The 11,954-nt window shown below is 66.5% G+C and carries 11 protein-coding genes and 1 tRNA gene; 7 read left to right on the forward strand and 5 right to left on the reverse strand.

Annotated elements, in window-relative coordinates; genetic code table 11:
* Positions 1–3: 3 nt before the first annotated feature.
* Both PVW46_RS01240 and PVW46_RS01245 read right to left on the reverse strand, forming a co-directional pair.
* Positions 4–372 (reverse strand): GFA family protein, encoded by a 369-nt coding sequence (locus PVW46_RS01240; protein ID WP_069210341.1) that lies wholly within the window; start codon positions 370–372, stop codon positions 4–6.
* Positions 369–1,148, reverse strand: a complete 780-nt coding sequence (locus PVW46_RS01245; protein WP_043144947.1) for a rhomboid family intramembrane serine protease — start codon at positions 1,146–1,148, stop codon at positions 369–371. The genes PVW46_RS01240 and PVW46_RS01245 overlap by 4 nt, the downstream gene beginning before the upstream one ends.
* A gap of 143 nt (positions 1,149–1,291) precedes the next feature.
* Here PVW46_RS01245 and PVW46_RS01250 point away from each other — a divergent pair, with 143 nt between their 5' ends.
* Positions 1,292–1,687, forward strand: coding sequence for a lysozyme inhibitor LprI family protein (locus tag PVW46_RS01250; protein WP_274574022.1), 396 nt, complete (start codon positions 1,292–1,294; stop codon positions 1,685–1,687).
* 4 nt (positions 1,688–1,691) lie between these two features.
* On the opposite strand, the gene putA is transcribed toward PVW46_RS01250, so the two are convergent.
* Positions 1,692–5,123: a bifunctional proline dehydrogenase/L-glutamate gamma-semialdehyde dehydrogenase PutA gene (putA, locus tag PVW46_RS01255; protein WP_069210340.1), complete on the reverse strand. Its 3,432-nt coding sequence runs from the start codon at positions 5,121–5,123 to the stop codon at positions 1,692–1,694.
* 161 nt (positions 5,124–5,284) lie between these two features.
* Here putA and PVW46_RS01260 point away from each other — a divergent pair, with 161 nt between their 5' ends.
* Both PVW46_RS01260 and PVW46_RS01265 read left to right on the forward strand, forming a co-directional pair.
* Positions 5,285–5,761 (forward strand): Lrp/AsnC family transcriptional regulator, encoded by a 477-nt coding sequence (locus PVW46_RS01260; RefSeq protein ID WP_069210339.1) that lies wholly within the window; start codon positions 5,285–5,287, stop codon positions 5,759–5,761.
* A 30-nt stretch (positions 5,762–5,791) separates the two neighbouring features.
* Positions 5,792–6,331, forward strand: coding sequence for a tetratricopeptide repeat protein (locus tag PVW46_RS01265; RefSeq protein WP_274574033.1), 540 nt, complete (start codon positions 5,792–5,794; stop codon positions 6,329–6,331).
* A gap of 9 nt (positions 6,332–6,340) precedes the next feature.
* Here PVW46_RS01265 and PVW46_RS01270 read toward each other — a convergent pair whose 3' ends face one another.
* On the reverse strand, positions 6,341–7,708 hold the full coding sequence (locus PVW46_RS01270; RefSeq protein ID WP_069210337.1) for a COG3904 family protein: 1,368 nt from the start codon (positions 7,706–7,708) through the stop codon (positions 6,341–6,343).
* Between the two features lie 123 nt (positions 7,709–7,831).
* Here PVW46_RS01270 and PVW46_RS01275 point away from each other — a divergent pair.
* The 3 genes from PVW46_RS01275 to PVW46_RS01285 all read left to right on the forward strand — a co-directional run bounded on the left by PVW46_RS01275 (position 7,832) and on the right by PVW46_RS01285 (position 10,737).
* Positions 7,832–7,916, forward strand: a tRNA-Leu gene (locus tag PVW46_RS01275).
* Between the two features lie 98 nt (positions 7,917–8,014).
* A complete protein-coding gene (locus PVW46_RS01280; protein WP_274574037.1) occupies positions 8,015–8,863 on the forward strand; it encodes a shikimate dehydrogenase family protein in 849 nt (282 codons plus the stop codon).
* A complete protein-coding gene (locus PVW46_RS01285) occupies positions 8,860–10,737 on the forward strand; it encodes a bifunctional sugar phosphate isomerase/epimerase/4-hydroxyphenylpyruvate dioxygenase family protein (protein WP_069210335.1) in 1,878 nt (625 codons plus the stop codon). Before PVW46_RS01280 ends, PVW46_RS01285 begins: the two co-directional genes overlap by 4 nt.
* A gap of 6 nt (positions 10,738–10,743) precedes the next feature.
* On the opposite strand, the gene irrA is transcribed toward PVW46_RS01285, so the two are convergent.
* Positions 10,744–11,169 carry an iron response transcriptional regulator IrrA gene (gene irrA / locus PVW46_RS01290; RefSeq protein WP_043144954.1) on the reverse strand — a complete coding sequence of 142 codons (426 nt, stop codon included), beginning with the start codon at positions 11,167–11,169 and terminating at the stop codon, positions 10,744–10,746.
* Positions 11,170–11,345: 176 nt separating this feature from the next.
* On the opposite strand from irrA, the gene fabA reads away from it, so the two are divergent.
* Positions 11,346–11,855, forward strand: coding sequence for a bifunctional 3-hydroxydecanoyl-ACP dehydratase/trans-2-decenoyl-ACP isomerase (fabA, locus tag PVW46_RS01295; RefSeq protein ID WP_069210334.1), 510 nt, complete (start codon positions 11,346–11,348; stop codon positions 11,853–11,855).
* Positions 11,856–11,954 lie beyond the last annotated feature (99 nt).

Raw genomic sequence — 11,954 nt, forward strand, 5'->3', positions numbered from 1 at the left:
TGTTCAGCGATCCGAGGGGTGATTGACGCCGTCGTTCCAGCCCAGCGGCTCGAAGTCCTTGGGCTCCATCCCCTCGATGCAATAGAGGTTGACCCCGTATTCGTTCGGGTTCGACCGGCGGCGATGGTACATGTAGATGCCGCAGGTCTTGCAGAAATGGTGCTGCGCCGTGTGCGTGCCAAAGCTGTAGAGCGCCAGGTTTTCCGTCCCCCTGACCACCTCGATCCCGTCCAGCGGCGCACTGACGACCGCGGCGCTGCGGCGGCGGCAATAGGAACAGTCGCAGCGCCGGGCCGTGGCGGTCCCGTCTGACAGGCGCACCCGCAGTTCTACGGCGCCACAATGGCAGGTGGCGGTGTGGATCTCTGTCATTTTCTGCGAATCCTTGGAACTTGTGTGTGGTGTTTGCGGCTCTGGACGCGGGGCACGCGGCTGCGTTCAAAGGCGTATTCGGTTTCCGGGTGGGGCGGATGCCCTTCGGTGCGGTTCCAGAAGCGGGCGCCACCGCGCCGCAGCCAGACCGGCAGCGTCAGAACCAGCCCGATCACGAAGCCGCCCACATGCGCCCAGTAGGCAACGCCGCCTTGGTCGGCGGGGGCGCTCCACCCGCCGAAAAGCTGCATCGCGAACCAGAGCGCCAGCATCAGCCAGGCGGGGACCGGGATGACGCGGAAGATGACGATCAGGATGATCAGGATGTCGACCCGCGCCTTGGGGAACAGCAGCAGGTAGCCCCCCATGACCCCGGCAATGGCGCCCGAGGCGCCCACGGTGGGCACGGTGGACAGGGGCGCCGACAGCCAGTGGATCAGCCCCGCGCCCAACCCTGCGGCCAGGTAGAACAACAAGTAGCCGACATGTCCCATCTCGTCTTCGAGGTTGTCGCCGAAGATGTAGAGGAACAGCATGTTGCCCGCGATATGCATCCACCCCCCGTGCAGGAACATCGAGGTGAAGAGCCCGGAGAATCCGTAGCCTTCGGACAGAAAGCGGGGGATCAGCGCGTAATCGGCGTAAAAGGCCATCATCGCGCGAGGTGAGCCCTCGTATTGCAGCGAGGCCAGGAACACGACGATGTTGATCGCGACCAGGGTGTAAGTGACGAAGGGGGTACGCCCAGACGGGTTGTGATCGCGGATCGGAAACATGGGGTGGAGATTGGCATGCCAGGGGGGGAGGTCAAGGTGCCTTGGGCCCGGTGGATGCCGGGTGGGTCGCGTCTGACCGGGCTTGCCTTGAGCGCGGCCTTGGCCGAACATTCCGATCCGATGACACAGTGGGAGACGGGACAGTGACCCTCAAGAGATCCTTGACCGTGGCGATGTTGGGTTTGCTGCCCCTTGCCGCCAGCGCCGATCCGTCGCTGGAATGCAGCGTGTCTGCCGGTAGCCAGGTGGAAATCGCCGAATGCGTCGCCCAGGCCGAGACGGCGGTGGACGAGGCGCTTGGCATCGCGCTGCGCTTTGCCAGCGATGCAGCCAAGGACCTGGACGAGATCACGCGGCGCGAGGTGTCGCTGCCCGCGCTGGAAAGCGGGCAGGCCGCATGGGCGGCCTACCGCGATGCCCACTGCGATTTCGTGGGGTCGACCTATGGCGGCGGCTCGGGCACCGGAATCGCGGTGCGCTCTTGCCGGGTCGAACTGGGCCGCGCCCGGATTGCCGAGCTGATGCAATACACCCAGTAGGGGCTCAGCCCTCCTGCCCGGCCAGCAGGGCGGCGTTGCCGCCTGCGGCGGTGGTGTCGATACAGACATGCCGTTCGGCGCGGGCGTGACCCGCGTCCGGCTTGCCGGTGACCAGCGTCAGGATCGGGCCAGGGCGTGCGGCCAGCGCCTGCCGGTAGGCGCGGGCGCGGTCCGCATCCCCCCACCAGAGCGCTCCGGCGATGCCCTGCGTGTCCTGCAGGGTTTCCGGCGGCAGGCCGGGAGCTACCACCGCACGCCCGCCAAGGGCGTGGATGGCCTGTGCCTGCGCCTCGGCCGTGTCCTGCCCCGGTCCGAGGCAGAGCAGCGGCGGGCGGGCGTGCTGGTGCAGCACGTTGGCCTCGCCCGTCGGGCCGGGCAGTTCCATGCGGCTGGGCGCGGGATCGCTCTGGGCAGCCTCCGCCAGCCGCTTGGCCAGGTCCGGGACAGGTGCGCCGGTTTCGTCGCCGGTGCTGTCGGGCGCGGGATGGGCGCGGAACCGATCCAGGTAGAGCGGGCCGCCCGCCTTGGGGCCGGTGCCCGAGAGGCCCTCGCCGCCGAAGGGCTGGCTGCCGACGATGGCGCCGATCTGGTTGCGGTTGACGTAGATATTGCCCGCCTCGATGCTCTCGGTGATCTGCTGCACGCGTTCGTCGATACGGGTCATGAGGCCAAAGGTCAGCCCGTAGCCCGTGCCGTTGATCGCGTCGATGACGCGGGTCAGGTTGCGCGCCTTGTAGGTGGCGACATGCAGCACGGGGCCGAAGATCTCACGCTCCAGGTCCTCGATCCCGCCAATGCGGATCAGGGTCGGCGGTACGAAATGCCCGGACGCGGGCACGCTGACCTGCTGCAGGACCCGTCCCTCGCGAGAGGCCTGGGCGACGTGGTCGAGGATGCCGTCCTGCGCCTCGGCGTCGATCACCGGGCCGACATCGGTGGCCGCCTCCCAGGGATCGCCCACGACAAGGGTTTGCATGGCCCCCTTGAGCATTTCGAGGAAACCTTCGGCCACGTCCTCTTGGACATAAAGGCAGCGCAGAGCGGAACAGCGTTGCCCGGCGGATTGGAAGGCGGATTCGATGATCGCCTGCACGGCCTGTTCAGGCAGGGCGGTGCTGTCGACGATCATCGCGTTCAGCCCGCCGGTTTCCGCGATGAAGGGCGCGCCGGGGGCAAGGTGCTGGGCCATGCTGCGGTGGATGATCTGGGCGGTCTCGGTGCCGCCGGTAAAGGCAACGCCGTCCACGTCCGGGCAGGAGGTCAGCACCGCGCCGACGTCCCCGGCGCCGGGCAGCAGTTGCAGGGCGGCCAGGGGCACCCCGGCCTCGTGCAGCAGGCGGGTGGCGAAATGGGCGATCAGCGGTGTCTGTTCCGCCGGTTTCGCCAGAACCGCGTTGCCCGCGGCCAGTGCGGCGGAGAGCTGGCCGGTGAAGATCGCCAGCGGGAAGTTCCAGGGCGAGATGCAGGCGAAGGTGCCCAGCGGGCTGTCTGCACCCTCCTGGCAGCGGGCGGCGTAGTAGCGCAGGAAATCCACAGCCTCGCGCAGTTCGGCCAGGGCATCCATCAGCGACTTGCCCGCCTCGCGGTGAAGGATGGCAAAGATCTCGGCCTGGTTGGCCTCGTAGAGGTCGGCAGCGGCATTCAGGATGCGCGCACGCTCTGCCGGGCTGGCCTGCCAGGGCTGCGCGGCGGCGGCGGCGGCGCGGGCCTGCTCGGGACTGGCCCAGGTGATCTGTCCCAGAACGTCGTCGAGGTTGGCGGGGTTCAGGACTTCCTCGGTGTCGCCGGGCGCGGCCTCGGCCACGGTCAGGGGGGCGGCCTGCCATTGCGCATTGCGGAAGGCTGCGCGCCCATTGTCGAGCGCGGCAAAGCTGGGCCGGTGGCGCAGGTCCAGCCCCTCGGAGTTGCGGCGCTCGGGCTGGAAGAGGTCGGGGCCGGTGGTCAGGGCACGGCCTGCGGGTGCCTCGAACGGGTCGGCGGCAACGGTTTCAGGGGCCACGTCCTCGTCCACGATCTGGTTGACGAAGCTGGAGTTGGCGCCGTTTTCGAGCAGGCGACGGACGAGATAAGCCAGCAGGTCGCGGTGCGCGCCGACCGGCGCATAGATCCGGCAGCGGGTCTTGTTCTGGTCCATGACCAGCCGGTGCAGGGTCTCTCCCATGCCGTGCAGGCGCTGGAATTCAAATGCGTTTTTGTCCTGCGCCATGTGCAGGATCGCCGACACCGTGTGTGCGTTGTGCGTGGCGAACTGCGGGTAGATGCGGTCCGTCATCGACAGCAGCTTGCGCGCATTGGCGATGTAGGAGACATCGGTGGCGGGTTTCGAGGTGAAGACCGGGAACGCGGGCAGGCCGGCGACCTGGGCGCGCTTGATCTCGGTGTCCCAGTAAGCGCCTTTCACGAGCCGGACCATGATCCGGCGATCGAGCTTTTCCGACAGCGCGTAGAGCCAGTCGATCACCGCGCCCGCGCGCTGGCCGTAGGCCTGCACGACCACGCCGAACCCTTCCCAGCCGGCAAGGCCCGGATCGGAAAGGACCTCCTCGATCACGTCCAGCGAGAGCGAGAGGCGGTCGGCCTCTTCCGCGTCGATGTTCAGCCCGATCTTGGCGTTGCGCGCCTGCAGGGCCAGCGCCCGCAGACGGGGGATCAGCGCGGCGCGGGCGGTTTCGGCCTGCAACTCGTCATAGCGCGGATGCAGGGCCGAAAGCTTGACCGAGATACCGGGGTTGTCGCGGGTGGCCTCGTGCGGGGCATTGGTGGCGATGGCGCGGATCGCCTGGGCATAGGCGTCGAAATAGCGCTGGGCGTCGGCCTCTGTCCGGGCCGCTTCGCCCAGCATGTCGTAGGAATAGGTATAGCCCTTGGCCTCTTGCGCCTTGCCGCGTTTCATCGCGGCCTCGATGCTTTCGCCCAGGACGAACTGCGCGCCCATCTCGCGCATGGCGCGGCCGACGGCGGTGCGGATCACCGGTTCACCCAGCCGCTTGATGGCGCCGCGCAGGTGGCCGACGGGGCCGGGTTGCTGGTCCTCCAGCACCTTGCCTGTCAGCATCAGCGCCCAGGTCGAGGCATTGACCAGCGGCGAGGTGGAGTGGCCCAGGTGACGCGACCAGTCCGACGGCGCTATCTTGTCCTCGATCAGTGCGTCGATGGTGGCGCTGTCGGGCACGCGCAGCAGCGCCTCTGCCAGGCACATCAGCGCGACGCCCTCTTCGGTCGACAACCCGTATTCGGCCAGGAAGACCTCCATCAGCCCGGGGCGGGTGGCGCCGCGGATGTCCCGCACGAGCTGCGCCGCGCTGCCAGAGATCGCGGCGCGGGCAGAGCTGTCCAGCGCGACATCGTCTTTCAGCCGGGCCAGGGTTTCGGCCTCACCGGCATAGGTCAGCGCGTCGATGCGCGCGCGCAGGTCTGTCATCTGGTCCTTCGGCATGCTCGTGCCTTTCTGGATTTCGGGTAAGATAAGTGGGGGCGGGGTGCGGAATGGATACCAGCACACCGAACTTTGGTGTAAGATACCCGGAGAGTCGCGGGACGTTTGACTGTTTTTGCTGGGTCGACTTGACGTTTGGCCCAAGTTTTCGGGGAAATGCGATGGAATCGGGAATCTCGGATCTTGACCGCTTTGATCGAGCGATCCTGGCGGAACTGGCGGGCGAGGCGCGCATTTCGGTCACGGAACTGGCGCGGCGCATCGGCCTGTCGAAATCGCCCACGCAGACGCGCCTGAAGCGGCTGGAAGAGGCCGGGTACATCCGGGGCTATCGCGCGGTGCTGGATCCGATCCGGCTCGGGCTGGATCATGTCGCCTTTGTCGAGGTGCGCATGGTCGATACGCGCGAGGGCACGCTGGCCCGGTTCAACGCGGCTATCACCACGATCCCGGAGATCGAACAGGCGCATCTGATCGCGGGCAACTTCGACTACCTGTTGAAGGTGCGGACGCAGGACATGCCCAGCTATCGCCGGGTGCTGGCGGAAAAGGTCTCGACCCTGCCAGGAGTGGCCTCGACCTCGACCTTCGTGGCAATGGAAGCGGTCAAGGAAGAGGGTGTCGCGGATGTGACTTGACCCTTGGGCAGCCCGTGCCACCCTTTGTGTATGAGACTCGCCCTTGCCCTGACCTGTCTGGCCGCGCCTGTCCTGGCGGATGGCTGCCCCACCGCGCCGGATCACAGCGAAGAGATGGATCCCCTTTACGAGGCGTTGCTGGTCGCGCCCGACGAAACCACCGCGCGGATGATCACCAACCGGATGTGGGGATACTGGGACAACGCCCCGGACGAGGCCAGCCAGGCCATGCTGGACGAGGCGATGCGCGCCCGCGCGCGCTATGACTTCCTGCGCGCGCTGGACCGGCTGGACACGCTGGTGGGCTACTGCCCCTTCTACGCCGAGGGGTACAACCAGCGCGCCTTTGTCAATTTCCTGCGTGAGGATTTCGCGGCGGCGCTGCCCGATCTGGATCGCGCACTGGAACTGAACCCGCGGCACATTGGCGCCCTGTCGGGCAAGGCAGTGACGCTGTTTGCCCTGGGCCGCGAGGAAGAGGCGCAGGTCGCCCTGCGTGCGGCGCTGGCGATCAATCCCTGGCTCGCGGAACGCGCCCTGCTGAAGCCGCTGCCGGGGGAAGACCTGTGACGCCGCCTGCTAGTCCAGGAACTGCCGGCTGACAAAGCCGCGGACGCCGCGGCTGTCCATGATGTTGATCCAGATACTGTTGCTGTCGATGCAGCGCCGGATCATCTGCAGATTGCCGGTTCCGGCCGGTCGGCAGGCGTCGGCACAGGCGGCGCGCATTCCGCCCAGGTTGGTGATGATCGGATTGCCGAAAACCTGTACGGTTGCCCCCAGTGGCAGCCGACGCATGACCGGCGCGTCGAAGTCCGGCATTTGACGCATGTTCACGTATTCCCGGACGTTGGTCACGCGCGCCCGCTGCCCGGTCAGCCCGCAGGATGCGCCGCCCCGGGATTGGCGCGGTGTGGTAAACCGGGCCAGAAGGTTTTCCCTGTCGCGTTGCTGCGGTGCGGGGAGGTCGGAGATGCGGGTGTCGGGCGCAAAGAGCATGGTCTTGTAGAGCGCGGTAAAGGACCCGGGGATGCCGGCTTCGGGAAAGTCGATATAGCCGATGGCGTCTTTGTCGACGTAGCCCGTGCCGCCCAGGGTGATCTGGCATCGGGGCTGACCTTCGCCCAGGAAGCCGATGCCCGACCGGATCGTGATGGCGGTCCCTTGTCTGCGGATGTCGCCGATGGTGTCGGCGGGCACAGGTTCGTTGCGTGGCCGGGCCCCCTGGACATAACCTTGCAGGTTCGAGCAGGCGTTCCAGACCATCTCGGCGGCGCCGGACCGGGGATTGCCCACGGGAAAGATCTCGACCTTCCAGAGGGCGGCATCCCCCACGGTTTCGATCCGCCGCATCCGGTTGGGTGGAGTGCCCAACATCTCGAGCAGCAGGGTTTCGGGGAAATTGAGGCTGGCGCGTTTCCGGAACTCGATCAATTCACGCACGCTGAGCACCGCGACCTCGTAGGCCCGGGCCACGGATTGCTCTGTGTAGGTGCCGTTGTCGACGGTCAGGCCCGGGGCGTGAAATCCCAGCTGACCCGCGGGATGTAAACGGCGTTTCGCCTCGGAGTAACCATCCCCTGCCAGGATGCGCCCGGCCATGAAGGCCAGCGCGCAGGCGCTTTCGCAGCGTTGGCCGGGTCCGACGGCGGTCGCCAGGCCGCGACGGCTGATGATCTCGGCCAGCTTGATGCCCTCGGAATATCCGCCACCAGGGCTGTCCAGGCAGAGCACCGACGTGCGGATATAGCCAGAGGGGAGGTCGATCGCGTCGAGGTAGCTGTCCATCCTGGCGGCATCCCCGCTGGTGATCTGGCCGCTCAGCGTAACGTCGCACCCCATGACGTTGTTGCCGCCCCTGCTGAAATCCGCAGCCAGGGTCTCGCTGCCAGCCAGCCAAAGTGCGAGGATTGCAAGAAAGCGACACAGGAGAAACGGATGGCGCATGGAGTGCCCTTTGCTGGTTTGGCAGTGCCAGCATATCGTCAGGGCCAGAGCGGACAAGCGATGCCTCTGCCGGGACTGGTTCCGGTTTACACGGCCCGCAGGGCGGCTATGTTCGCGCCACTGGCCCGCGTGGTGGAATGGTAGACACAGGGGACTTAAAATCCCCAGGCTTTATGCCGTGCCGGTTCGAGTCCGGCCGCGGGTACCAGTCGGATCTTCCGGCAGGCGCAGAGGTATGCGTGCCGCTTGGAGCGGAGGGGCTGCCGTGCCATGATCACGCCACGCGCAGACGGGAAAGGGCCTGCCATGACCGATAGTGATACGCTGCTTCTGGGGTTGATCGGTGACAATATCGCCCGGTCGCGGGCTCCGGTGCTGCACCGGCTGGCAGGTGCCCAGAACGGGATTGCGGTGCAATACGACAGGCTGGTTCCCAGGGATTTGGGCGAGGATTTCGAGCAGGTCTTCGACCGATGTGCCGCGGGTGGATACCGCGGCATCAACGTGACCTACCCCTACAAGGAGCGCGTCACGGCGCGGCTGCGGGTGGATGACCCGCTGGTGCAGGCGATGGGCGCCTGCAACACGGTGATCTTCGAGCCGGACGGGCCACGCGGATTCAATACAGATTTCTCGGGCTTCATCGCGGCCTATGAACGGGTGCGGGGCAAGGCACCCACAGGGCCGGTGCTGATGATCGGCACCGGAGGTGTTGGCCGGGCCGTGGCGTTTGGGCTGGCGCGGCTTGGCGCGCCCGAACTGCGACTGGTGGACCGTGATCTGGCCAAGGCCGAGGCGCTGGCAGAGGCCCTGCGCGAGGCCGCCCCCGAGATGAAGGTGGTGACGGGCACGGACGCCACGGCCCTGGCTGCAGGCGCGGGCGGGCTGGTCAACTGCACCCCGGTCGGCATGGTGGGGTACGAAGGCACGCCGCTGCCCCGCGCTGCGATGGCGGGGGCGGTCTGGGCCTTCGACGCGGTCTATACGCCCGTGGACACCCAGTTCCTGACCGATGCTGGCGCCGAGGGGCTGGACATCATTTCGGGCTGGGAGCTGTTCTTTTACCAGGGCGTGCATGCCTGGGCGCATTTCGCCGGTCTGCCGCTGGACGAACCTGCGCTGCGCGCGGCGCTGCAGGCCGAGGACGCGGCATGAAGACCTCGATTGCCACCGTCTCTGTTTCTGGCAACCTGCGCGAAAAGCTGGAGGCCATCGCCGCCGCCGGTTTCGACGGGGTCGAGATCTTCGAACAGGATTTCATTGCAGATGCGGGCAGCCCGCGCGAGGTGGGCGCCCTGATCCGAGATCACGGGCTGGAGATCACCCTGTTCCAGCCGTTCCGCGATTTCGAGGGGTTGCCGCAGGGCCCGCTGCGGGACAAGGCCTTTGACCGCGCGCGGCGCAAGTTCGACCTGATGCAAGACTTGGGCGCAGACCTGGTGCTGTTCTGTTCGTCGGTCCACTCCGAGGCCCTGGGCGGCATCGACCGCGCGGCAGGGGACTTTGCCGAGCTGGGAGAGATCGCGGCCGATCATGGCATTCGCGTCGGCTACGAGGCCTTGGCCTGGGGGCGGCACGTCAACGACCACCGCGATGCCTGGGAGATCGTGCGCCGTGCCGATCACCCCAACATCGGCCTGATCCTGGACAGTTTTCACACGCTGGCGAGGGGCATCGACCCGGAGACGATCCGGCGTATTCCCGGTGACCGGATCTTCTTTGTCCAGCTGGCGGATGCGCCGCGGATCGACATGGACCTGCTGTACTGGTCACGCCATTTCCGCAACATGCCGGGCGAGGGCGACCTGGACGTGACAGGCTTCATGCGGGCGGTCATGGCGGCGGGCTACGCGGGGCCGGTCAGCCTGGAAATCTTCAACGACCAGTTCCGGGGCGGCTTGCCAGGCAGCGTGGCGCGGGACGGCTATCGTTCGCTGGTGGCGCTGATGGATGACGTGCGCCGGGCCGAACCTTCGACCGGCGTGGACCTGCCGGAGTTTCCGGCGCGTGTGACGGTCGACGGGGTCAGCTTTGTCGAGTTCGCCTCGCGCGGGAAAGAGGCCGAGGACCTTGGCGCGCTGCTGGCGGCGCTGGGGTTCACGCGCGTCGGGCGGCACCTGTCCAAGGCGCTGACGCTCTGGCAGCAGGGCGAAATCCGCGTGCTGATCAACGAGGAACCGGGCGATTTTGCCGGGTCGGTCTACAATGCGCGCGGCACCAGCGTCTGCGATATCGGGCTGCGCGTGGGGTCAGGCAGGGATACGGTTGCGCGGGCAAGCGCGCTGGGGGGCGAGCCTTTCGCGCAACCGGCCAGCCCCGGGCAGCTGGCCATTCCCGCGATCCGCGGTCTGGGCGGCAGCCTGCTGCATTTCCTCGACAGCGGGCAGGCCGATGTTTGGTCGGCGGAGTTCGAAACCCTGGCCGAGGCGGGCGAAGGTGCGGGCCTGCGGCGTGTCGACCACATCGCCCAGACCATGACCTATGACGAGATGCTCAGCTGGTCGCTGTTCTATACATCGCTCTTCGAGATGGCCAAGGCGCCGATGGTTGACGTGACCGATCCGGACGGTTTGGTGCGCAGCCAGGCATTGCAGGCGGGCGGGCTGCGTATCACGCTGAACGGGGCGGAAACGCACCGCACCTTTGCCGGGGCTTTTCTGGCAGAGAGTTTCGGCGCCCCGGTGCAGCACCTGGCGCTGGAAAGCGCGGATATCTTCGCCACGGCCGAGGCGCTGGCTGCGCGCGGCTTCGACCCCTTGCCGATGACAGAGAATTACTACGCCGACCTCATGTCCCGTTTCGACATCGACGAGGGGATGCTGGAGGCGCTGCGCCGGTTCAACATCCTTTACGACCGTGACGAAAACGGCGCCTTCTTCCAGCTGTACTCGCGCCCCTTCGCGGGGGGCATGTTCATCGAGATCCTGGAGCGGCGCGATGGCTACGCCGGCTATGGCGCGCCCAATGCCCCCTTCCGGATCGCGGCGCAGAAACGCCTGATGCGGGTCAAGGGAATGCCGAGCGTCTAGGGAAAATCAGTCCGTGGTCTTGCGGCGGAGGCGGATGACCACCTCGACAGAGGCGATTTCCGAGCCCTCGGGCGCTTCTGGCAGGCGGGTGATTTCCAGCTGGTCCGCGGGTGCATCGGTCAGCGCGCCACGATCTTCCCAGAAGAAATGCGGGTGATCGTGGGTGTTGGTGTCAAAGTAGCTGCGTGACCCGTCCACCGTGACTTCCTGCATCAGGCCCGCATCGCAGAAGGCCTTGAGCGTGTTGTAGACGGTGGCAAGAGACACCTGCTCGCCGCTGTCCTTGGCGGCGGCGAAAAGGCTTTCGGCGGTGACGTGACGGTTGTTTCCGTCGCCGACAAGCAAAGCCGCCAGCGCGACGCGCTGTCGTGTGGGGCGCAGGTCGCTGCGTCCCAGCCATGTCTTGCCGCGCTCGATCGCCTCGGACATCATCTCTCGCTGTGGGCGTTGCATTGCAGAGCATATATAAAGCCGCATGGTGGGGAAATTCAATGGGTTTCCTGCCGTCGGACGCGGCGCCTGCGGCGGTGGCGCCCTTGCATGGCTTGCAAACGCGGTGCTAGACGGGGCAAGGTTTTGACTGTGCAACAAAGAGAGGGCCCGCCTGAATGGCCGATTATCCCACCAGCTTCGGCAAGGAAGACCTTCTGAAATGTGCCCGGGGCGAATTGTTCGGGCCGGGCAATGCCCAGCTGCCGGAACCGCCGATGCTGATGATGGACCGGATCACGGATATTTCCGGGGACGCAGGCCTGCACGGGAAGGGACATGTTGTGGCCGAGTTCGACATCGACCCCAACCTGTGGTTCTTCGAGTGCCATTTTCCGGGCAACCCGATCATGCCGGGCTGCCTGGGGCTGGACGGGCTGTGGCAGCTGACCGGTTTCAACCTGGGCTGGCGCGGCTGGCCGGGGCGGGGCTATGCGCTGGGCGTGGGTGAAGTCAAGCTCAAGGGCATGGTGCGCCCGGACCGCAAGATGTTGACCTACAAGGTGGATTTCACCAAGGCGGTGCAGACCCGGCGGCTGACGATGGGCGTCGCGGACGGGATCGTGGAGGCCGATGGAGAGGTCATCTACGAGGTCAAGGACATGAAGGTGGCCCTGTCCGAGAGCTGATTTCGGGGACTCTTTGTACTCCTGCCGGGTGGGATGAAAATCCCCCTACCGAGGGACAAAAGTGAACCGATCAGTCTGTACGTTTTGTACAAAACGTAC

The organism is Mameliella sp. AT18 (assembly GCF_028807275.1).
In the GTDB taxonomy this organism is placed as follows: Bacteria; Pseudomonadota; Alphaproteobacteria; order Rhodobacterales; family Rhodobacteraceae; genus Antarctobacter; species Antarctobacter albus.

Coding starts and splice junctions, on each gene's coding strand:
- PVW46_RS01270 (WP_069210337.1), bottom strand. CDS start 7,708: ATGCGCCATCCGTTTCTCCTGTGTCGCTTTCTTGCAATCCTCGCACTT.
- PVW46_RS01245 (WP_043144947.1), bottom strand. CDS start 1,148: ATGTTTCCGATCCGCGATCACAACCCGTCTGGGCGTACCCCCTTCGTC.
- irrA (WP_043144954.1), bottom strand. CDS start 11,169: ATGATGTCCGAGGCGATCGAGCGCGGCAAGACATGGCTGGGACGCAGC.
- PVW46_RS01265 (WP_274574033.1), top strand. CDS start 5,792: ATGAGACTCGCCCTTGCCCTGACCTGTCTGGCCGCGCCTGTCCTGGCG.
- fabA (WP_069210334.1), top strand. CDS start 11,346: ATGGCCGATTATCCCACCAGCTTCGGCAAGGAAGACCTTCTGAAATGT.
- putA (WP_069210340.1), bottom strand. CDS start 5,123: ATGCCGAAGGACCAGATGACAGACCTGCGCGCGCGCATCGACGCGCTG.
- PVW46_RS01285 (WP_069210335.1), top strand. CDS start 8,860: ATGAAGACCTCGATTGCCACCGTCTCTGTTTCTGGCAACCTGCGCGAA.
- PVW46_RS01240 (WP_069210341.1), bottom strand. CDS start 372: ATGACAGAGATCCACACCGCCACCTGCCATTGTGGCGCCGTAGAACTG.
- PVW46_RS01260 (WP_069210339.1), top strand. CDS start 5,285: ATGGAATCGGGAATCTCGGATCTTGACCGCTTTGATCGAGCGATCCTG.
- PVW46_RS01280 (WP_274574037.1), top strand. CDS start 8,015: ATGACCGATAGTGATACGCTGCTTCTGGGGTTGATCGGTGACAATATC.